This is a genomic window from Secundilactobacillus mixtipabuli (assembly GCF_002217925.1).
Lineage (GTDB): Bacteria > Bacillota > Bacilli > Lactobacillales > Lactobacillaceae > Secundilactobacillus > Secundilactobacillus mixtipabuli.
Map to the genome: position 1 here is coordinate 26,073 of NZ_BCMF01000009.1, position 19,995 is coordinate 46,067.

Annotated in this window: 21 protein-coding genes; 9 read left to right on the forward strand and 12 right to left on the reverse strand. The window is 42.4% G+C overall.

Annotated elements, in window-relative coordinates; all coding sequences use genetic code 11:
• Window positions 1–4: 4 nt before the first annotated feature.
• The 4 genes from trpB to IWT5_RS09305 all read left to right on the forward strand — a co-directional run bounded on the left by trpB (window position 5) and on the right by IWT5_RS09305 (window position 3,705).
• Window positions 5–1,219, forward strand: a complete 1,215-nt coding sequence (gene trpB / locus IWT5_RS09290) for a tryptophan synthase subunit beta (RefSeq protein ID WP_089109677.1) — start codon at window positions 5–7, stop codon at window positions 1,217–1,219.
• Window positions 1,212–2,003: a tryptophan synthase subunit alpha gene (trpA, locus tag IWT5_RS09295; RefSeq protein ID WP_089109678.1), complete on the forward strand. Its 792-nt coding sequence runs from the start codon at window positions 1,212–1,214 to the stop codon at window positions 2,001–2,003. The genes trpB and trpA overlap by 8 nt, the downstream gene beginning before the upstream one ends.
• Before the next feature lie 395 nt (window positions 2,004–2,398).
• Entirely contained in the window at window positions 2,399–2,827 is a 429-nt protein-coding gene (locus IWT5_RS09300) for a MarR family winged helix-turn-helix transcriptional regulator (RefSeq protein ID WP_089109679.1), read from the forward strand.
• A gap of 179 nt (window positions 2,828–3,006) precedes the next feature.
• Window positions 3,007–3,705, forward strand: a complete 699-nt coding sequence (locus tag IWT5_RS09305) for an endonuclease III domain-containing protein (protein WP_225360262.1) — start codon at window positions 3,007–3,009, stop codon at window positions 3,703–3,705.
• On the opposite strand, the gene IWT5_RS09310 is transcribed toward IWT5_RS09305, so the two are convergent.
• The 7 genes from IWT5_RS09310 to lplA (IWT5_RS09340) form a co-directional block, all read right to left on the reverse strand.
• A complete protein-coding gene (locus IWT5_RS09310; protein ID WP_089109680.1) occupies window positions 3,670–4,041 on the reverse strand; it encodes a DUF1304 domain-containing protein in 372 nt (123 codons plus the stop codon). The two genes, IWT5_RS09305 and IWT5_RS09310, sit on opposite strands and share 36 nt — an antisense overlap.
• Window positions 4,042–4,052: 11 nt before the next feature.
• A complete protein-coding gene (locus tag IWT5_RS09315) occupies window positions 4,053–4,865 on the reverse strand; it encodes a hypothetical protein (protein ID WP_089109681.1) in 813 nt (270 codons plus the stop codon).
• Window positions 4,866–5,229: 364 nt separating this feature from the next.
• Window positions 5,230–5,724 carry a hypothetical protein gene (locus IWT5_RS09320; RefSeq protein WP_089109682.1) on the reverse strand — a complete coding sequence of 165 codons (495 nt, stop codon included), beginning with the start codon at window positions 5,722–5,724 and terminating at the stop codon, window positions 5,230–5,232.
• An 11-nt stretch (window positions 5,725–5,735) separates the two neighbouring features.
• Entirely contained in the window at window positions 5,736–6,188 is a 453-nt protein-coding gene (locus IWT5_RS09325; protein WP_089109683.1) for a hypothetical protein, read from the reverse strand.
• Window positions 6,189–6,339: 151 nt separating this feature from the next.
• The gene (locus tag IWT5_RS09330) at window positions 6,340–7,536 is read right to left on the reverse strand and encodes an RNA-guided endonuclease InsQ/TnpB family protein (RefSeq protein WP_225360263.1); all 1,197 of its coding nucleotides are present in this window, start codon (window positions 7,534–7,536) and stop codon (window positions 6,340–6,342) included.
• A gap of 301 nt (window positions 7,537–7,837) precedes the next feature.
• On the reverse strand, window positions 7,838–8,848 hold the full coding sequence (lplA, locus tag IWT5_RS09335; RefSeq protein WP_089109684.1) for a lipoate--protein ligase: 1,011 nt from the start codon (window positions 8,846–8,848) through the stop codon (window positions 7,838–7,840).
• A gap of 124 nt (window positions 8,849–8,972) precedes the next feature.
• Window positions 8,973–9,983, reverse strand: coding sequence for a lipoate--protein ligase (gene lplA, locus IWT5_RS09340; RefSeq protein WP_089109685.1), 1,011 nt, complete (start codon window positions 9,981–9,983; stop codon window positions 8,973–8,975).
• 372 nt (window positions 9,984–10,355) lie between these two features.
• On the opposite strand from lplA (IWT5_RS09340), the gene IWT5_RS09345 reads away from it, so the two are divergent.
• Both IWT5_RS09345 and IWT5_RS09350 read left to right on the forward strand, forming a co-directional pair.
• Entirely contained in the window at window positions 10,356–10,826 is a 471-nt protein-coding gene (locus IWT5_RS09345) for a universal stress protein (protein ID WP_089109686.1), read from the forward strand.
• Between the two features lie 62 nt (window positions 10,827–10,888).
• Entirely contained in the window at window positions 10,889–11,800 is a 912-nt protein-coding gene (locus IWT5_RS09350) for an RluA family pseudouridine synthase (RefSeq protein ID WP_089109687.1), read from the forward strand.
• A gap of 117 nt (window positions 11,801–11,917) precedes the next feature.
• Here the strand turns inward: IWT5_RS09350 and IWT5_RS09355 are convergent, their stop codons facing one another.
• Entirely contained in the window at window positions 11,918–12,358 is a 441-nt protein-coding gene (locus IWT5_RS09355) for a MarR family winged helix-turn-helix transcriptional regulator (protein WP_089109688.1), read from the reverse strand.
• Between the two features lie 147 nt (window positions 12,359–12,505).
• On the opposite strand from IWT5_RS09355, the gene IWT5_RS09360 reads away from it, so the two are divergent.
• Together IWT5_RS09360 and IWT5_RS09365 are read left to right on the forward strand one after the other, a co-directional pair.
• Window positions 12,506–12,943, forward strand: coding sequence for an OsmC family protein (locus tag IWT5_RS09360; RefSeq protein WP_089109689.1), 438 nt, complete (start codon window positions 12,506–12,508; stop codon window positions 12,941–12,943).
• A 13-nt stretch (window positions 12,944–12,956) separates the two neighbouring features.
• On the forward strand, window positions 12,957–13,361 hold the full coding sequence (locus tag IWT5_RS09365) for an OsmC family protein (protein ID WP_089109690.1): 405 nt from the start codon (window positions 12,957–12,959) through the stop codon (window positions 13,359–13,361).
• Between the two features lie 127 nt (window positions 13,362–13,488).
• On the opposite strand, the gene IWT5_RS09370 is transcribed toward IWT5_RS09365, so the two are convergent.
• On the reverse strand, window positions 13,489–14,709 hold the full coding sequence (locus IWT5_RS09370) for an ABC transporter permease (protein ID WP_089109691.1): 1,221 nt from the start codon (window positions 14,707–14,709) through the stop codon (window positions 13,489–13,491).
• Window positions 14,706–15,599: an ABC transporter ATP-binding protein gene (locus IWT5_RS09375; RefSeq protein ID WP_089109692.1), complete on the reverse strand. Its 894-nt coding sequence runs from the start codon at window positions 15,597–15,599 to the stop codon at window positions 14,706–14,708. The genes IWT5_RS09370 and IWT5_RS09375 overlap by 4 nt, the downstream gene beginning before the upstream one ends.
• A 240-nt stretch (window positions 15,600–15,839) precedes the next feature.
• Between IWT5_RS09375 and IWT5_RS09380 the strand changes: the two genes are divergently transcribed.
• Window positions 15,840–16,517, forward strand: a complete 678-nt coding sequence (locus tag IWT5_RS09380) for a hypothetical protein (protein WP_089109693.1) — start codon at window positions 15,840–15,842, stop codon at window positions 16,515–16,517.
• A 197-nt stretch (window positions 16,518–16,714) separates the two neighbouring features.
• On the opposite strand, the gene IWT5_RS09385 is transcribed toward IWT5_RS09380, so the two are convergent.
• Together IWT5_RS09385 and IWT5_RS09390 are read right to left on the reverse strand one after the other, a co-directional pair.
• Window positions 16,715–16,942 (reverse strand): hypothetical protein, encoded by a 228-nt coding sequence (locus IWT5_RS09385; RefSeq protein ID WP_089109694.1) that lies wholly within the window; start codon window positions 16,940–16,942, stop codon window positions 16,715–16,717.
• A 454-nt stretch (window positions 16,943–17,396) separates the two neighbouring features.
• Window positions 17,397–19,775, reverse strand: coding sequence for a phosphoketolase family protein (locus IWT5_RS09390; RefSeq protein WP_089109695.1), 2,379 nt, complete (start codon window positions 19,773–19,775; stop codon window positions 17,397–17,399).
• Window positions 19,776–19,995 lie beyond the last annotated feature (220 nt).

Below are 19,995 nucleotides of genomic sequence, written 5' to 3' on the forward strand. Positions count from 1 at the left end.
ATAAATGACTGAACTTAATTTGAAACTTAACAAGAACACTTCCGGTCGCTACGGCGAATACGGGGGGCAATATATTCCTGAAACCCTGATGAACGAACTGGATCGAATGACTAAAGCTTACGAGCATTACAAGAACGACCCAGAATTCAAAACCGAACTCCATGATCTGCTAGTGGACTACGCTAACCGTCCTTCACTTTTGTATTACGCAGAACGCATGACCAAAGACCTTGGTGGCGCACAAATTTACTTAAAGCGTGAAGATCTGAACCATACTGGTGCCCACAAAATCAACAACGTTATCGGCCAAGCTTTACTGGCAAAACACATGGGCAAAACCCGTTTGATTGCAGAAACCGGTGCTGGTCAACATGGTGTGGCTACTGCGACAATTGCCGCCTACTTCGGTATGGAATGTGAAATCTTCATGGGTAAGAAAGATACTGACCGTCAACGGCTAAACGTTTACCGGATGGAATTATTAGGCGCCAAGGTGCACCCCGTTACCAGCGGGTCAATGGTCTTGAAAGATGCCATCAACGCGGCACTGCAAGACTGGACTAAACGGGTTGACGACACCTTCTATCTCATGGGTTCAGCCACTGGTCCTCACCCTTATCCTTTGATGGTCCGTGACTTTCAATCAGTGATCAGCCAAGAATCAAAAGTTCAACTCAAAGAAAAGACCGGTAAATTGCCTGATATGGTCGTGGCCTGTGTCGGTGGCGGTTCAAACGCCATTGGATCATTCGCTAACTATATCGACGATCCAAGTGTTCAACTCGTTGGCGCCGAAGCAGCCGGTAAAGGGGTTGAAACTGAACTCACCGCCGCCACCGTTGAACGAGGATCAGATGGTATCTTCCACGGTATGAAGTCCATGTTCCTGCAAAACAAGACGGGGCAAATCAACCCCGTTTACTCAATTTCAGCTGGCCTTGATTACCCTGGTGTTGGACCCGAACATGCCTACCTTGCTAAAACCGGCCGGGCACAATACGTTGGCATTACCGATGACGAAGCTGTGGATGCTTTCGAATATATCGCCAAAACAGAGGGCATTGTGGCTGCTATCGAAAGCTGTCACGCCGTTGCTTACGTACGAAAAATCGCACCAAAAATGAGAAAAGATCAAATCATTGTCTGCACCCTCTCAGGTCGGGGCGACAAAGATGTAGCTTCAATCGCTAAATACAGAGGAGTGGATATCGATGAGTAAATTAACAGATGCCTTTAAAAATCAAAAAGCTTTCATCCCGTTCGTTGCAGCTAACGATCCGGACTTTGAAGGCACCGTCAACAACGTGGTTGCACTGGCTAAGGGTGGCGCAGATATTGTTGAATTAGGGATTCCCTTCTCAGATCCGATTGCTGATGGCCCTGTTATCCAGGCCGCGGACTTACGTGCTTTAAAAGCGGATCCTGACCTACCAATGGACACCATTTTCGATATGGTCAAAGAGATTCATCAGCAAACCGATGTACCGCTGGCCTTTCTGACCTACTTAAACATCGTCTTCCAATACGGTTACGACGCCTTTACCGCCCGTTGTGAAGAACTTGGTATTTACGGCTTAGTTATTCCGGATATGCCATTGGAAGAACGCGACGAATTAGAACCAATCGCTGCGAAACACCATGTTGATTTGATTCCTCTGGTAACGCCAATTTCCGGTGACCGCATCGAAAAGATTGCGGCCGCAGCTACCGGCTTTATCTACGTAGTTTCATCATTGGGTGTTACCGGTGAACGTAGTGAATTTGCCAACGGTTTGGCCGACCTAGTGAACCGGATCCGTAAAGTCACCGACGTCCCAACTGCCATTGGTTTTGGGATTCACACCCCAGAACAAGCTACCGAAATGGCACAAATTGCTGATGGCGCCATCGTTGGTAGTGCCTGTGTCAACATTGTGGCCGAATACGGCCGCCAAGCACCCGCAAAATTAACCGATTATACCAAACAAATGAAAGCAGCTGTTAATGCTCATCCAGTGAGATAAGCACAGCGCACAAAAAGTCGCTCAAGCTGTCTGCTTGAGCGACTTTTGTTTAATCTAATTTAACGGGGATCATTTTGTCCGTTGTCGAAACTGGAGAGGTGCCTACTCAAGATGAGATTACCCAAACCTTTAGTAACATCAGTGACGTGTTCAAATAACATTCAATTTGATTGCTTATTTCTAGAGATACATTTTTAGAAACTTGTTTTATCATTTGTAACTATTTTGTTTTTTCATGATTAATTTTTGCTTAATAATGGCGTGATTGCGGCTTTTGTAACCATTTCAAACCCAACTGATTTAAGTTTATTTGTCAAAATCAAGTCTTTATGGTTGTGATTGCAAGCATATACTGGTATCCTACAGTCGAATTAGAATAGGAGGAGGGGGAAAACTTGAATAGTAAAACAACAGCTAGTCTCATTCATCGCATTGCCAGTTTCGAAACACAGTATTTGAATCAGCGGCTCCGCTCAATAGATCTCAATTCTGATCAGGCGCGAGCTATCAATTATATTTCTAGCCACCCTAATAGTATGCAGCGGGACATTGCTCACTACCTTAATCGGCAAGAAGCCAGTGTCACCAATCTATTAAAGGGCTTGGTTCGTCGCAACTTAATCGTTCGGACAATTCCGGCTGAAAACGAGCGGACAAAACTCCTTTCGTTAACACAGGCTGGAGCAGATTTAGTGGCTAACATTCAACAGGCATTCACTCAAATGAACGGCCTTTTGGAAGAACCGCTGTCGGATGCTGAAGCCACAAAGTTAACGCAACTACTCAATACCATTCAAAAGCAGGTTGACGAAAATCAAGATTGACTTTTAGGTATGTATAGATGGGGTAAAATTAAGTTTGGATACTTGCTGATATGGTGTAAATAAAAAATTGAATATGAAAAAAGCCTACTCTCACCAACAGAGTAGGCTTTTTGGATTCAGAAAACTTCCTAGTTTCATCCCACATTCGCCATCTTATAAAATCGTGTAGAATATAAGTTGTGACCCGCACGAATGGAAAGAAGGACTGCACTATTTCAATCGACATTAACTGGTTATATCAAACTTTACGGCAACACATGGGGCCTTCTGGCTGGTGGCCCGCTGAGGATAAGCGTGACATCATTGTGGGCGCAATCCTAGTTCAAAACACCGCTTGGCAAAACGCTGATATCAGTCTCAATCGCTTAAAGCACCGTACTGGTCTAAATCCGGAAGCAATGCTTGCACTATCGCAACCTGAATTAATTGATTTGATCAAGGTAAGTGGTTTCTACCGAAATAAGGCAAAAGCAATCCACAACGTTTTCAAGTGGTTCAATGATCGTAACTGGGACTATGCCGGTATCGCATCACGCTTAAGTCAGCCTGAGCTCCGCAAACAATTGCTAGAACTTCCTGGTGTTGGTCAGGAAACCGCTGACGTTTACATCGTCTACATTTTTGATCAGCCGGCATTCATTGCTGATTCATATACGCGACGGCTATTCAAACACTTAGGCTACCAGAAAACGGATACCTACCAGCATCTGAAACAGCAGATCACCTTGCCCTCAAATTTTACCTATCAAATAGCACAGGACTTTCACGGTCAATTAGATGAATTCGGTAAGCAATATCTTCAACGTGATGACACTTTTGAGGATAGCTTTTTAGCCCAGAAATTAGCGGAATACCAACAAGCTCAAAAGCGCCAGTAATCCTGGAAGCCCTTGCGTCCACACAATTTGCCGTCTAACGGTTAATCCGCCAAAGATACCCGCAATAAACACAAAGCCGGTAAATAACAGGCATCCTGCCACCGCGGCATTGGCCGGTAAGCCAAAACGCATAAACAGCAGACCGATTCCGATAAAGCCATTATACAAACCAATATTGGCCATGGTGCTCTTGGTTTCTGGACGATGCTGATACTCGGCTGAAAAGCCAAAAGCGCGCTGAGCTGCTGCTGTTTGAGAACCGAATATCTCTAAACAACAGATTAAAAGTGCTTCTACTGCCACGATGACAACTAGTATCGTACTCATGAGTGACATCTGTATTCCCCCTAAAATAATTTAGAATCACCAGTTGGCACGAGATAAATACCAAATGAACCGTAACCGCTAGGCCAATTCTTGTAAGCAGATGTATAGCCATGCGGGGTTGCATAAATTCCAATTTGGTAACCCTTATATTTAGCACGCTTTGAAGCTGAGTATCCCTGTGCTGATAGCGTATCGGCAACTAGTTTACTATAATCAGTCTTACTTGACGTACTGACCCAGTTATAGGGTGAAAAAATCCCCGTTGCTGCTGAATTCTTATTGAGTGCTGAATACGGCGTCGCTTTGCTGACACCAGCATTTAAATCATTCTGGGCATCCTTAGAATAGCTCGTATTCAATATCGTTCCCGGGAACATGGCTAGAATGTCCGCCTGTAATTTAGCTGCCTCACGAACTGACTTAATGCCGGCTAGGCCACCACCATAAGATTTCACGATTGAACTATGCGCAAAGGCATCTTTGGGATTGTCCCCCTTGGTCAAATAGGAATGGTAAATGATGCCTTTAATCTTGCCATTATTATTCGTTACTTGATAATAGTAGCCCGACTTTTTCCCTAGTTGAAGTTTAACTTCCTTATAGACGTACCAAGTCGTGCGGGGATAGTTCTTTAAATTATGAATCTTTTTTGTGTGGGTTGAATTCCACATATATTGATTACCGGTTGTTTTTGAATGGTAGGCAACGTCACTATACGACTTTGTTTTGACTACCTTCCAGGACGTGGCAGCCTGCCCTGTTGTCGGCAATACCGCTTCTCCCAAACTGCCAACTACTAATCCTGCTATTAATGCGGACACTATTTTGTTCATCTGAAACTCCCCCATTTCGATCGATGATTGATTTAACTCAAATGTAACAGAGGCAAACATTGGTCGCAAGGGGGAGCTTAATTTTCTTGCCAAAATAATCGACAATTTAAATTGTGAAATAAAAAAAGACGCCCCATTGCTGGGACGCCCATACAGCCACTTAGCCGAAACTAAATGGGTTCTCAAAAATCCACATTTCCTTTGAACCAAGGCAGCCGCAAATCCGGCGGTGTTACATTGCCTGCTGTGCAAAAAAATCACCTAGTTGCTCGCGCAAACCGCTATTGCTAGCGACGTGATATTCTCGACTCATCGCATGTAAAACATCATAGCACGGAATGATATCAGAAGCAAATCGGCATGATCACTTATCAGTCGTTTCTGCATCCTCATCTGCGGCTTTCTTTTCCTGATTTTCTTTAATTTGGTCTAATTGCTGATCCAGCCAAGTTGCAATCGCATCTGCCATATCGCCTTGATGACTAACGAAATCATCTGCCGAAGCCACTTTATCAATTCGCAGTGAAGATGCGTTGATGTCTGGTGACTCAATAATGCTGTAGACGCTAATTGGCAAAGTATCATCATCCGCTAACATTTTCTTCATTGCGTTCAGATAACGCAGCGGTAATTTAATAATACTGGTTTCCAAATGAACCTGAATATCAGCATCCGTTAAAGTCAACGTTGCCTGAGCTAATTTATTTTCACCAACCGCTTTAACGATCATCTCAACCATTGGTTCAAGTGCCTTAGCTGCACCACTCTTCTTGATTTCAGCTAAACTGCCGCCGAAATTTTGCGTTTCATAATTTTCAGCTTCAACTTCTTCAACGAAGTCCTTAACTAAACTTTCCATAGTTACCTCGATTACTTATTTTGTTTGACTTTTTCCTGCTGCATTCGCTTAATTTCTTCCAGCTTATCATTATCACGCTTATTATCAAGCCAGTGACGATATCTTAACGCCAATACCATCCAATAGCCATTAAAGAGGATCACTAAAACATTGGCTAATATCATTGCCGCCTTAATACTGAGAATTGCATGGCTGCTGACCATCACCGTCACGATACCATTTAGTAAGCCAAATGAATAAATGACGATCACCACTGCTAACAAGTAATAGCCGGAATTATGGCCTAGCGCGGCCCAAATCATTGGCACTGCATAAAGAACCAGTGAAATGATCAGTGACCGTATCACAGCTGACATCTGAAAGGATTTGCCTAATCCGATCAACTTAGATGACAGCAGCAGATTCATTGCGGAGAAAAGCACCCACGAAACGATGCCGAATGTGATTAATTTTTGCTTTAACATTTGATACTGCTACTGATAACTTATAAGAAAGTTATAGATTTTTCTTGCTTCTACCTATCCTGCTTTGCACGAAGCTCACTAATACAGTTGATATGATAGTCCACAAGCGTTAATTCCCGGCTAGCCACCGGTACATGCTTTGAAGCCCGTATTAGTAGGCTAATTCAAAGTTTTCAGTATCCCTGATGTTCAGGGCCGCATTGATATCACGATCTTCGGTATAACTACATTTAGGACATTGATAGGTTCGCTCACTTAGCTTTAAATCAACTTTTTTATAGCCACATTGATGGCATAATTTAGAAGTTGGTTCAAACCGGCCAGTTAAGTGCACCGGAATGCCTAATTGCTGGCATTTAGTGATCAGTTTGATTCTAAAGTTATAGAAGCCTTGATAACTGACTGCTTTAGCTAAATGCCGATTTTTCATCATACCTTTAACATTCAAGTCTTCTAAGGCTACCCACTGTGGTTTGGTTCTCACCACACTGGCAATCAGCTTATTTTGATAATCAGCTTGAATGTGAGTTAGACGTTGATATAAGCGTTGCACTTTCCGCTGAGTTTTCGCTAGATTTAAATCAGTAGCAGACTTTCCTTCTTTCTGTCTTCTAGCTTTCAGTGCTTGATACTGACGGGACATTTTTCTCTGCAGCCGTCGCAGACGTTTTTTGATCCGTCTTACCCGACTACTTTTATTCTGATTAGGATACAAAATGCCATCGCTTAGAATGGCAAATTCTTTTAGGCCAAGATCAATACCGATAGGTTCACCAGTTAATTCTAATTTGGGTAATTCAGCCTGTTCTACTAAACAAGTCAAGTAATACCGGCCAGCCTTGAATTTGATCCGACCGTGTTTAATCACAAAATGCTCAGCATCAGTGGGAATATAACCACATTCTTTTAAGCGTACCCAACCGATTTTCGGTAACTTGATTCGGTGACGCTGACAGGCAATGATTTGCGTTTTACTGTTTTTAACAAAGTAGTAACTGCCTTGACCGCGTTTAAAAGATCGCCAATGTGGGAAACCACTTTGTTTCTTGAAAAATCGCTTCATGGCCGCATCAGCGTCAATAAAAGCCTGCTTAACCGATTTGGCATACAATTCCTTGATCCACTTATCATCAGGATTAGCTTCAAGGTATTCATGATTAAACCACTTACTAAAAGCATAAGCATTTAAGTAGTGGTAACTCATTTCATAACGTTGTTTATTGATGTCTAAAAACAAATTGTAAGCCCAACGACTACCGCTGATGTGAGAATCAATCAGCCATGCTTGTTTAGCAGTGGGCTTAACTTCAACTTTATAGGTGGTTAGCATCAGATCACCCTTTAACATTTATTTATAAGAATCCATATGAAATGAAGTACAGATAACACCTCCTTAATCATTATTAATAGTTCAAATTGTAGCATAGTTCGACATAAAAAAGACAGGTTTGCTCCTAGCAATGTTTTGCTGGGGGTAAACCTGTCTTTGGAATATTGGTATTTGATTAATGAACTGAATATTTTACATAGCCGAATTGGGCTGCACCAAGCAGAGACTTGCACCTAAGTCACTTTAGACACAAATCCAAAACCGGGATTTATGTCTAAAGCGTCTTAGGCTCCAGTCTCTAATCGCTTGGTTCCGCACCTTATGCTAACAAGTCCACCAACTCATCCTTCTTAATACCCATGAAGTATTGACTGATATCAACATCAGCAAAGACCTTTTCAAGGTTTTCACGGTCATAGCGAATACCCTTCAACTTTTCAGCCAATTCGTTAGCATCCTTCGGGCCGAAGAAATCGCCAAAGAACTTAATCTGGGAAATCTTACCTTGTTCAACTAAGATTCGAGCATCGATAGTCCCTGAATCAAAGTGTTGACGCTTCTTTACCGTAAATTCTGGTGAAGTCCCGTAGACCCAGTCCCAGTTGTTATAGTACTGTTCGTAGATCTTGTCGATTTCCTTTTGTTCATCAGGGGTAACAACGTATTCCTTATCCTTGATTTCATCTAGACTATCCACGTGGAATAATTCCTTCAACAATTTGTCGCGGAATTCCGGTACCGTAATATTTTGATATTCGGGTGCCAAATATGGCTTTAAGTTTGTCACACGAGAACGGACTGATTTGATCCCCTTTGAGGCAATCTTGTCTGCTGGCACGTTTAACGCATCCGCAATCACGTTTTGATCCACATCCAGCATCAAAGTCCCATGTGAGAATGTCTTACCATTCTTGGTGTACATAGCATTGCCAGAGAATTTTTTACCGTCGACTAAAATGTCATTCCGGCCTGAAACCTCAACAGAGGTAGCCCCCATGTCGTGCAAGGCATCAACAATTGGTTGAACGAAAGACTTGAAGTCACCGAACTGTTCAGAGTTACTATCCAGCACGAAGCTAAAGCACAGGTTACCAAGGTCTTGATAAACCGCACCACCACCGGACAAACGACGGGTAACAGTAATACCGTGCTCCTCAACGTATTTTTGATTGATCTCTTCCAAAGTGTTTTGGTTGCGACCGACAATAATACATGGTTTCTCATAGTAGAATAAGACTAAAGGTTCACCAAAATCCTTATTGTTCATTAAATACTGTTCAGTAGCTAAGTTACGGCCAATATCATGTGCCGTCATAGAAACATACCGCATGTCCAAACTTCCCTTCCAAATATTAAGCAACATTCATGTAACTGGTTTTCATTTTACCATACTCATGAAAGGGGTTACAGCTTGTACACTTAAATTGTGCACGAAAAATGTTCTCAGCTCATTTTTAACCCAAAAACTGAACAAATTCATCCAGCGTAATACCCGCAAAGTAGTCGCCCACATTGACATCAGCCAGCGCTTGCCGTAATGATAATTGATCGTAGCGAACGTCGACTAACTTCTTGGCTAAATCAACCGCATATTTTTCACCGAAGAAATCACCAAAGAAGGTGACTTGCTTGATTCGGCCCTTCTCGACTAACACTCGGGCGTCGATAGTACCCGAATCAAAGTGCTGACGCCGCTTAACCGTAAATTCTGGTGAAGTCCCGTAGACCCAATCCCAGTTATTATAGTAATCATCGTAGAGTTTTTGAATTTGCTGCTTGTCCTCATCGGTCAGGTGATAGGCTTTATCAGCTACTTCGGCAAGATCATCAACACCGTAAACTTTACGCAAAATCGTATCGCGAAATTCAGCAATAGTGAGGTTTTGATATTCTGGTTTCAGGTATGGTTTCAGGTTCGTTACTCTGGAACGAACTGATTTGATCCCCTTTGAAGCCATTTTATCCTTTGGAACGTTGAGTGCGTGAGCGATCACACTTTGATCCACATCGTACATCAATGTCCCGTGCGAAAACATCTTGTTATCTTTGACATACATCGCGTTACCCGAGAACTTCTTACCATTAACTAAAATGTCGTTTCGACCTGACACTTCAATTGAGGTTGCTCCCATTTCTTTAAGTGCATCAACGATCGGCTTAGTAAAGGCCTTAAAGTCGCCAAATCGGTCATCATCACGGTCGACAACAAAGCTAAATGAGACGTTGCCAAGATCATCGTAAACCGCACCGCCACCGGAAAGCCGCCGAGTGACTTGAATATTATGTTTAGCGACGTAATCTTGATTGATCTCTTCTAGCGTATTTTGATTTCGGCCGACAATAATGCAAGGCTTTTGATAATAAAAAAGCAGAATAGGTTCATCAAAATCCTTATTATTCATCAAATACTGCTCGGTTGCTAGATTATAGCCGATGTCTTCCGTTTCCATATTATAGTAGTACATGGGCTTGCTGCTCCTTTAATTGATCTTACTCTAAGTTTACCGCTTTATAGGTAAAATGAAACCGCTGTAATCAGCTTGATGCCAGTTACAGCGGTCTCTTAATGACGGCCGTAGTCGCCAATCATTTCTACGCTTTAATTATGTAACCAAACTTATCAAATAACAACGATTTAGTCTGCGAAACAGCTTACAAAATTAGTTTCAAATATGAAAGCGTTGTGTTTAACAAGTTTTCATTTTGTTAATACTAGTGGCTAAATTATGGTAAAATAAAGTGTGAAGTACCAGTGGTTCGTTTTGTTGGGCAAAACCATGACGTGCTTACGAAGAAGAATTTTCAGCTATTTAGTATTTTGTGAGGGAGTGGCGTATATGGACCAGCAATACAATAACATTCTCGCGCCGGTTGATGGATCAAAAGCCACCGATCCGGTGTTAGACAAAGCAATTGAAGTCGCAAAGTTAAACGATACTCATTTAGATATCTTAAACGTTTTGGAAGTTAACCAATTCAGTGACACGTATGGTGGCGCTGTTAGCGGTGATGTTATTTACAAGCTTTCTGAAGACGTGCAAGCCCGCTTGACTGAATTAAAACAAAAGGCACTGGATGCTGGTGTTAAGTCAGTTGATATTCACGTTCGGTTTGGTAATCCTAAACCAGTTATTGCTCGTGAATTTCCAGCTGACCACGATACTCAGTTGATCGTTATTGGTTCAACCGGTTTAACCGCCGTTGAACGTTTGATGATCGGTTCCGTTACTAACTACGTCAGCCGTTCTGCTGTCTGCGATGTTTTAATCGTTAAGCCAGCTGAATTAGCGAAGTTAGATAAAGATTAATTTTTAAACGTCAAGCACCCTTGCCCATTCTCGGGTAAGGGTGCTTTTTTGGAGGTGCTCAAATGGCTCAACCCGCACAGTGGCGGTTTAACTGCCAGCTACCCAGTGATTTTCAGCCGAAACCCTTACGCCAGCTGCTAATAGATGAATGGTATTTGCCGAAACACTTAATCTTCAGCTTAAAACGCGGTCAGCGGGTATTAGTCAACGATCAATACTTGCCGGTTAACTTTGATGTGCATCCGGGTGACCATATCTCGTTGGATTTTTTGGCGACCGATTTTGATCACCCATACTCAAACGTCACACCAGATAGCGCCGCCACCGTTAAAGTACTCTATGAAGATACCAACTTGCTAGTGGTCAACAAAACTCAGGGCAGTAAAACCCACCCGAATCAACCGGATGAAGTTGGCACAACCCTGAATCACGTTGCTGCTTATCTGGCACCTAAAAATCAACAGCCCTATGTGATCAATCGTTTGGATCAAGAAACCAGCGGGGCGCTGTTAATTGCGAAGAATCCGGCAGTGGTACCCGTTTTAGTCCGGTTAGTGAAAGAAAAATTGATCCGGCGAACTTACCTTACCTGGGTCCACGGCCGGCTTAATAGCTCACAGGGTCTCATTGCAATGCCGATTGGCCGGAGCTTAACCGATAAGCGGAAGCGGCAGCTAAATGGCGGCCAGCCGCAAATGGCCATTACTCGTTACAAGGTTATCGGCCGTAAGCCGGGTGCTACCCTAGTGGCCGTTCAGCTGCAAACCGGCCGTACTCACCAAATCCGGGTTCATTTCGCAGGCTTGGGTCACCCAATCGTTGGTGACCCGCTGTATGCCAAGGACCCGCGACAACAACGGCTATTACTGCACAGCTGGCAATTACGCCTACCGTTGCCCTTTTCGTTTCAGCACGTGACGTTAACGGCAAGTTTGCCAGAGACTTTTAAGCAGTTTGAACAGCAAAAGCATTGATTTGATTTCATAATTAAATCAGGAGTCATATCTAATCAAAAAGAGTACCCTACAGCTTCTTCTCAGTTGTAAGGTACTCTTTGTATCAAGATTGGCTTTTCTCATTTAATTTAAGACTTATAACTTACTAGCATTTTCAACCATTTTATCCATTACATCCGCAACTTTATCTAAATCTCTCTGTGAAATACCGTCTGTCACTGCATCCTGAAATTGTGACGCAATTGGAAGAGTTTCCTTTAGAAGCCGCTCTCCATCTGCAGTTAATGAAATTAGCCTTTCCCGTTTATCGGTACGCGATTGCTCGCTGATTATCAATTCTCTTGTAACCAGCTTATTTATAACTTTCACCATACTAGGTCCGGTGATACCCACTAAATCGGATAATTGGCGTTGTGTAAGTGGTTGGTGTTGATCAATATAAAATAAAGACATCCACTCACTTCGAGCAATATTTTCAGTTTTAAGTGCTTGATTAAACTTAGTTGCAAATAATTTACTGCTTCTGGTAGTTATGAACATCATACAGCTGTTCAAATCAAATCGTTTAGCTGCCATATGCTTTACCTACTTTCCTCGTTGTCGGCATAATTATAACACAAGTTAACATCAAAATAGATAGTTAGCTAACTATTGACTTAATTCAGGATTCAGTTATACTGTGTTTGTGAGCGCTTACACAATAACTCAAAGGAAGTAGATATTATGCCACAGTACACCGCTTCTGCCAGAAAAACTAATTCCAGTCTACAAGTTGACGTTCATTCTCGTGGTATTCATACCACAATTGATGAACCAGTTAATTCAGGAGGAACCAATACTGGTATGAATCCAGTGGAATTGGAACTTTGTTCATTAGGATCTTCCCTTCAAGACACTGCAATGAAACTAGCCTCAAAAAACGGCTTCAATTATCAAGAATTGAACATTGATTTAGAAGGCGATCTTGATCCAGCGGGATTCATGGGCGATCCAGATATTCGAAACGGTTTTCAAGAAATTCGCTATAAATTGATATTCAAAACTAATGAATCACCGGAAAAAAGCCAAAATTTTGCCGACCTGATAAAACAGAATTGTCCGATTGAGCAACTTTTATCAAATGGTATTCCCGTAAAACTAAATGGTATTGAAATTAACTAAGGAGGCTCCCCTCATGGCAATCGAAACCTACAAAGTTTCTGTTAATCATAAAATATCCGATAAAGATTATCATATTAAAGTTCGAGATTTTAACTTGACACTTTCCTCAGAACCCAATGATTTTCATGTAAATACCTATGAAACAATTTTGGAAGCATTGGGTGCATGTGAATCAATTGTAATGGCTTCGTTCAACAAGCAAAAAAACTTTAAATATAATAGTCTCTACTACACCTTGGTGGGCAATCAAAATAAAACGGGTCTTTCAGACATTGAAGTTACGGTTCATTTCAAAACCAACGAATCAAAACAAAAATGTGCTGAATTTGTCGAATTCGCAGAAAATACATGTCCAGTCATGGATAATTTAACTCATACCGTCCCAATTACTCGGACTGAAGTTAGTACTGTTCACTAACTTGTCCAGATGATCTTTCACTTAAACACCACATGTGGCACCAAACTTTAAGCCTTGATCTTTTAAATTAAAAAACCAGTCACCATTTCTGTTTGAAATGAGGACTGGTTTTCATTTTCCTTTAAACCTACTTATAAGCTACGCCCCTACGCAGTCGTTGCCAGAAGTGACTTTCATCCGCCTGTAGAATCAGCCCTTTATAGATACTGCTGATGTACCAAGTTAAACCGATGATTGTCAGAATCAAAATTCCTAGCGATATGCCAATCTCCATGAAACTCGCTGATTGGTTAATGATCCGTAACGGCATGAAATACGATGAGAAAAACGGCACATAGGACATAATCTTGACCATCAATGCATCCGCATTATTCTGGAACGGGAAAGTCGCAAAGAAAGCGATCATACTGAGATAGACGGCAGGATACGCTGCTTTCGAAGCATCTTCAGCCTTCGAAACTAACGCCCCACTGAACGCCGCTAATATCGTATAGATGATGACGCCTAAGAATAAAAACAGAAGGTTAACGTTAACGAGATTATGCACGACCTGATTAACTAATGAGCCATACTGGTCAAAGAACGGTTTCGCCATGTTCATCTGCTTAGCTGCGACTAGGCTCACCCAGCCGCCTGCCAGGTATACTAGCAGTTGCGTGGCAATCACCATTAACACGCCCAGAATCTTACCACAGAAATACTTAGAGGCAGTGGTACTGGAAAAGACCATTTCCATCACTTTGGCCCCTTTTTCAGAAGCAATTTCCTGCGCCGTAATTGAAGCGTACGTGGTTAAAATCATGTAAACCATGAAAACTAAGATCCAAAATGACACCATGCGGGCCATTTTAACGATACCTTCGCGTTTCTGAACTACCTGTTTAAAGGCTGGCTGTACGGACAGTTGTTTCAGCTGCTGCCGCGTCAGCTTAGCTTGGGCGACATTGTTTTGGGTCTGCAATTTGCCTAAATAACCTGTTAATTGGGCCTTATCTGAGGCTGACATGGCTTCTTTACCGTGATAAACCGCGCTGTACTGCTGACCCGCACTCAAAATAACGTAGCCACTAATATCGTTTTTCTTCAATGCATGCTGAGCTGCCTTCGCAGTTGTGAGTTTAGTATCCACGTTGTCTTTACCAGCGACTTGAATGTAGCCTTTACGAAGCGCTGGTTGTTTGGCGATCACCGCAATATCATCGCTACTGCTAGTTGAGTTAGCAGAAACAAAGCCAACGCCAAACGACACCAGCAGCATGATGAATGGCGACAGCACCAGAATCACAAAGCTCCACGATTTAACCTGCCGTAAATAAGTGGTCAGCGTCACGATCCACATTTTTTTCATCTGGGGTCACCCGCTTTCAATCGGAAAATCTCGTCTAAAGTTGGCGGTTGCTGGCTGAATTCTTCCATGTACTCGCCATTTGAGAGCTGCTGGAAAATTGGTTTACCGGCAGCGGGATCGTCTACCCTTAGCCGGTAACGATGATGTGAAAGTTCTGTCACTTCTACGATATGAGGTAACTGCGATAACTGTGCCGTTGGCCAATCCGTTGTCACGAAGATTTCGTTTTTCCCGAATTGTTCACGAATCGTCCGAATCTCCCCATGCAAAATCATTTCACCTCTGCGCATCATCACCAACTCATCGCAGAGTGCTTCCACGTTGCCCATATCATGGCTGGAAAAGATGATTGCCGCGCCCTCTTTTTTAGCGTTTAAAATGGCTTGCTCCAAAATATCCACGTTCACCGGATCTAAGCCGCTGAAGGGTTCGTCCAAAATAATCAGCGATGGTCGGTGAATCAACGTACAAATCAATTGAACCTTTTGCTGGTTCCCCTTGGATAATGATTTGATCTTATCAGTCTTCTTACCCTTCACTTCAAACCGTTTCATCCACTGATCAATCGCCGGTTTGATTTGCTTAGCGGATTTACCTTTCAACCGTGCCCAATATAGGATCTGCTGTTCAACCGTCATCTTAGGCATCAGACTGCGTTCCTCAGGTAAATACCCGATTTGATCGAAGACCCGCTCATTAATCGGCTGATCATCCCAACTGATTTTTCCATCATAGTGAATAAAACTCAATATGCTATGAAACGTGGTCGATTTACCAGCCCCATTTTGACCAATTAAGCCTAGTATCTCACCCTTTTTAACGTTGTAAGTCACGTCGCTTAAAGCTTGTAAATCACCAAACTGTTTCGATAAGTGTTCGATTTTTAGCATCATGCACCTCCCCATTTGCCATGTTCATCGTTGTGTTTATCATATCAAATAAACCAGGGAAGTAAATGCTTGAGCGCGTTCACAAATATATTAAAAGGCTGTTTATAATCTAAGCGCCCTGTTTCACGCTCTCAAATTGATTTTCCACGCATCCGTGATACAGTAGGTGATTCTTAACGAGTTCATGAGGTGGCTTTCACTATTATTTAGTATTACTATAACGACGAAGAGGGATTTCACATGAAACTCAATAAAATGATTGGTCTCACCGTAGCAACATTGTTAGCAGCTGTCGGAATCGGTCTGTCGACACAAACGAATGTTTCCGCCAAAAGTTACTCAGGTTATTCATATGCCGAAACAACTCGCCAAATCAAATCTGGCAAATTAACCATCCCTGCAAAGACGCGTGTTTATCTATTTGCACCAACAACCAAAAATCATAAAGTTTACGCTAAAATTGATGTGGGCGATTTAAGCTATGATATCAGACATAACAACGAGAACGCAGAAATGACTGTTCCATACAGTGGCAATTTAAAGGTGTTAAAAGGAAAGTTTCCACGTCCTGTAACAATTGCTAAAGGCAAACAATTTACTACCCAGAGTAATTATATTAAGGCACCCAAAATTGCCATTACCTCAAATAATTACGTCGAATACTTTGCCAATGGCAATACCGGTACTAAACCAACTTCATCCACAAAGATTACTGCCACTAAGCAAAAGGGCGATTTAACTCACTATTATGCGAAGAAAAAGATGTTGAAGCTACCTGACAGACACATCTCTAAAAAGGGAAATTATCAGTATCGGTTAGCGGTTCGCCTCAACAAGAATCACTTTAGCAAATTATTTACCAGCTATTCAGTTGGTACGCTTAAGAATTACTTCTGCTTGCCAGCTCCAATGGCCTAAAGTTAACACCAAAAGGGTCTAGACAGTCTAGACCCTTTTTTAATATAGGGGCATTTGCGACAGCAACCAAACAATTCTGCTGACTAAACATGGCAAAGTACATGTAGCGGAGTAAGAAGTTTGGTCGGTGACATTAAAAGAGAAGCCAAAGGACTTTCAAAAGTCTTCTGGCTTCTCTTTTTTTGTAAATCACTAGTTTATTGTTTCTCATGCCGCCTTAGTCTTCTTTTCTTTTTTTCGTTCAGAATAATGAGAACAATAATACCTATCGTCTCCACAAAACCATCCAAAACTAACACACTAGTTAGCCAAAAAGACGGGAAATACCAGTCCAAAATTAGTAACACAATTCCGATACCGCCCAAAATATCTAAAGCATTGCTCCATGAATCAAATGGTTTTAAAAATACCTTAGAAGGTTTCATCAGTTATTCTACAAACTTCTTTCTATTATTTTTGGATCCAGAATATTTTAAGTGTCACATACAGAGCGTTTATCAGTCAAGTGATTTAATCAGCCATTGGGCTAACAAACGTTTTTACCTTTATTGATATTTACCCATTTGCGACAGCAACCAGACAGTTCCGCTGACTAAAATGCGGCAGCGTAAATGCAGTGGAGTGAAACCAGGCAGATCGTGGTGTCGAAAGCAGTTAGCTTCCGTCCTTTGGAAGGTTACTGCTTTGCGCAGACGGAGGAGATCCGCCCTGAGCGAAGCGAAGTGCTAGCTCCGGAGCAAGCCACGACGAGCTGCCTGGTTTCACGCAACGAAATGAGCCCTTATTCTATCTCCTTACTTAATATCGATCTTACTCGACAAAAAAGCACTTCGAGAACTAAATCTCGAAGTGCTTTTAAAATGCTTTTAAGCAATTGAATTACTTAAGTGGTGTCCACTTCCAGTTGTTAACTTCTGGCATATCGGTACCATTTTCACGGATGTAAGCCGTGTGCTTAGCAACCATGTCATCCATATGCTGTTCGAAGGAAGCACCTTTGATAGCATATTCTGGCATGCTCAGCAAAGCATCCTTTGCCAAGTGGTAACGGTCGAGTTCATTCAAGACACGCATGTCAAATGGTGTGGTGATATCACCGTTTTCACGGTAACCATGAACACGAAGGTTGTGGTTGTGACGGTCGAAGAACATGTCACGGACAATGTCTTCATAACCGTGGAAGGCGAAGATAACTGGCTTGTCAGTAGTGAAGTAACGGTCGAATTCTTCGTCACTCAGGCCACGAGGGTCTTTTTCTGGTGAACGAAGCTTCAAGATGTCAACAACGTTAATGACCCGCATCTTCAATTCTGGGAATGCGTCATGCAGCAATGAAACGGCCGCAAAGACTTCCCAAGTTGGTTCACTACCAGCAGCAGCGAAGACAATGTCAGGTTCTTGACCCTGATCAGTTGAAGCCCAGTCGATGTAACCTAAACCATTGTGGACCAGGTTAGTGGCTTCGTCGATTGAGAACCATTGTGGACGTGGGTGCTTTGAAGTAACCAGCAAGTTGATTGTTTGATAGCTGCGGAATGCAACATCAGCAACGGCGAGCAAGGTGTTAGCGTCACCTGGCAAGTATTCACGAATTAACTCTGGCTTCTTTTCGTACAAGTGAGTTAACATACCTGGGTCTTGGTGAGTGTAACCATTGTGGTCTTGCTGGAAGACAGTTGAAGTATCCACGAAGTTCAATGAAGGATACTGCTTGCGCCATGATTGTTCAGAAGCTTTACGTAACCACTTCATGTGTTGTGTCAACATTGAGTCAACGACACGACCAAATGATTCGTAAGTTGCGAAGAAGCCATGACGACCAGTCAAGACATAACCTTCCAACCAGCCTTCAGCTTGGTGTTCAGAAAGTTGTGAATCGATGACACGGCCTTGAGGAGCCATGTTTTCGTCGTTAGGTTCTTTGATTGATTCTTCCCATTGACGCTTACCAGTATCAAGCATTGAGTACAAACGGTTTGACTTCGTTTCGTCAGGACCGAATGCACGGAAGTTATCAGGGTTCATCTTCATGGTATCAGCAACCCAGTCAGACCAAACGATCATGTCTTGAGCAGTGATAGCACCTGGAGTCTTAACCTTGATAGCATACTTCTTGTAGTCAGGCAGCTTCAATGGTTCTGGCTTGATCCCACCGTTAGTGATAGGGTTCATAGCCATCCGTTGTTCGCCCTTAGGCGCCATATCACGAACGGATTGCTTGATTGTGCCATCTTCATTAAAGAAGTCTTCTGGCTTGTATGACTTCAACCACTTAACTAATTGGTCAGCATGTTCCATAGCACCTGAGGCAATTGGTAGCGGAACTTGGTGAGCACGGAATGAACCTTCAACGGGGTTACCATCGAAGTCTTCCTTAGGACCAGTCCAGCCTTTAGGTGAACGGAAGATGATCATTGGCCAGTTAGGTAATGAATTATCATTGTTTTCGCGGGCATTCTTTTGAATAGCGCGAATCTTTTCAATGGCTTTGTCCATAGCCTTAGCCATGTCTTCGTGAACGGGTTCGTGATCGTCAGGGTTCTTAACTTCAACGAACTCTGGATCCCAGCCCATTCCTTTGAAGTAGCTAGTCAAGTCTTCATCACTCATCCGTGAAAGGATGGTTGGGTTAGAAATCTTGAAGCCGTTCATGTTAATAATTGGTAAAACAGCACCATCTTTAATTGGGTTGATGAACTTGTCTGAGAACCATGATGTTGCTAATGGACCAGTTTCGGATTCACCATCACCAATTTCAACAGCGGCAATTACGTCTGGGTTATCTAAAATGGCACCAGTACCGTGTGAAAGTGAGTAACCAAGTTCGCCACCTTCGTGGATTGAACCTGGTGTTTCAGGGGCAGCATGTGAGGCAACGCCACCTGGGAATGAGAATTGCTTGAATAATTTCTGAAGACCCTTTTCGTCTTGAGAAATGTTAGGGTAGATTTCTGAATAACTGCCATCAAGATATGAGTTAGAAACCATAACTTGACCACCATGCCCTGAACCTTCAATGTAGAACATATTCAAATCATACTTCTTGATGACCCGATTTAAATGTGCGTAGATAAAGTTTTGAGAAACAATTGTTCCCCAGTGACCAATCGGCTTAATTTTAACATCGTCTGAAGTCAAGTCGCGGTTCAATAATGGGTTGTCCCGTAGATATAGTTGACCAACAGATAAATAGTTGGCGGCACGCCAATACGTGTCAACGCCTTCCAAATACTGTTTGGAATCGTAATCTTCTGCCATTAGAGTAACACTCCTTTAATTGATTAAAGATAACTGCACGACGTAATCAATGCAGCTGAATATGAGGCGTGAATTACCAGATACGTATTGTACCGATAATTTACACCCACTATGATAGTCCCATTTACATAAAAGTCAACCGCTTTGAAAATTGATGCGGTCCAATTTCTAGACAAAATCAAGTGACTAAAATAAAACAGCCAAACGCCGATATCAAAGA

Coding starts and splice junctions, on each gene's coding strand:
- IWT5_RS09380 (WP_089109693.1), top strand. CDS start 15,840: ATGAAACTCAATAAAATGATTGGTCTCACCGTAGCAACATTGTTAGCA.
- IWT5_RS09320 (WP_089109682.1), bottom strand. CDS start 5,724: ATGGAAAGTTTAGTTAAGGACTTCGTTGAAGAAGTTGAAGCTGAAAAT.
- IWT5_RS09365 (WP_089109690.1), top strand. CDS start 12,957: ATGGCAATCGAAACCTACAAAGTTTCTGTTAATCATAAAATATCCGAT.
- IWT5_RS09325 (WP_089109683.1), bottom strand. CDS start 6,188: ATGTTAAAGCAAAAATTAATCACATTCGGCATCGTTTCGTGGGTGCTT.
- IWT5_RS09390 (WP_089109695.1), bottom strand. CDS start 19,775: ATGGCAGAAGATTACGATTCCAAACAGTATTTGGAAGGCGTTGACACG.
- IWT5_RS09375 (WP_089109692.1), bottom strand. CDS start 15,599: ATGCTAAAAATCGAACACTTATCGAAACAGTTTGGTGATTTACAAGCT.
- IWT5_RS09315 (WP_089109681.1), bottom strand. CDS start 4,865: ATGAACAAAATAGTGTCCGCATTAATAGCAGGATTAGTAGTTGGCAGT.
- lplA (WP_089109684.1), bottom strand. CDS start 8,848: ATGCGGTATGTTTCTATGACGGCACATGATATTGGCCGTAACTTAGCT.
- IWT5_RS09330 (WP_225360263.1), bottom strand. CDS start 7,536: ATGTTAAAGGGTGATCTGATGCTAACCACCTATAAAGTTGAAGTTAAG.
- IWT5_RS09355 (WP_089109688.1), bottom strand. CDS start 12,358: ATGGCAGCTAAACGATTTGATTTGAACAGCTGTATGATGTTCATAACT.
- IWT5_RS09310 (WP_089109680.1), bottom strand. CDS start 4,041: ATGTCACTCATGAGTACGATACTAGTTGTCATCGTGGCAGTAGAAGCA.
- IWT5_RS09345 (WP_089109686.1), top strand. CDS start 10,356: ATGGACCAGCAATACAATAACATTCTCGCGCCGGTTGATGGATCAAAA.
- trpA (WP_089109678.1), top strand. CDS start 1,212: ATGAGTAAATTAACAGATGCCTTTAAAAATCAAAAAGCTTTCATCCCG.
- IWT5_RS09385 (WP_089109694.1), bottom strand. CDS start 16,942: ATGAAACCTTCTAAGGTATTTTTAAAACCATTTGATTCATGGAGCAAT.
- trpB (WP_089109677.1), top strand. CDS start 5: ATGACTGAACTTAATTTGAAACTTAACAAGAACACTTCCGGTCGCTAC.
- IWT5_RS09370 (WP_089109691.1), bottom strand. CDS start 14,709: ATGAAAAAAATGTGGATCGTGACGCTGACCACTTATTTACGGCAGGTT.
- IWT5_RS09350 (WP_089109687.1), top strand. CDS start 10,889: ATGGCTCAACCCGCACAGTGGCGGTTTAACTGCCAGCTACCCAGTGAT.
- lplA (WP_089109685.1), bottom strand. CDS start 9,983: ATGTACTACTATAATATGGAAACGGAAGACATCGGCTATAATCTAGCA.
- IWT5_RS09360 (WP_089109689.1), top strand. CDS start 12,506: ATGCCACAGTACACCGCTTCTGCCAGAAAAACTAATTCCAGTCTACAA.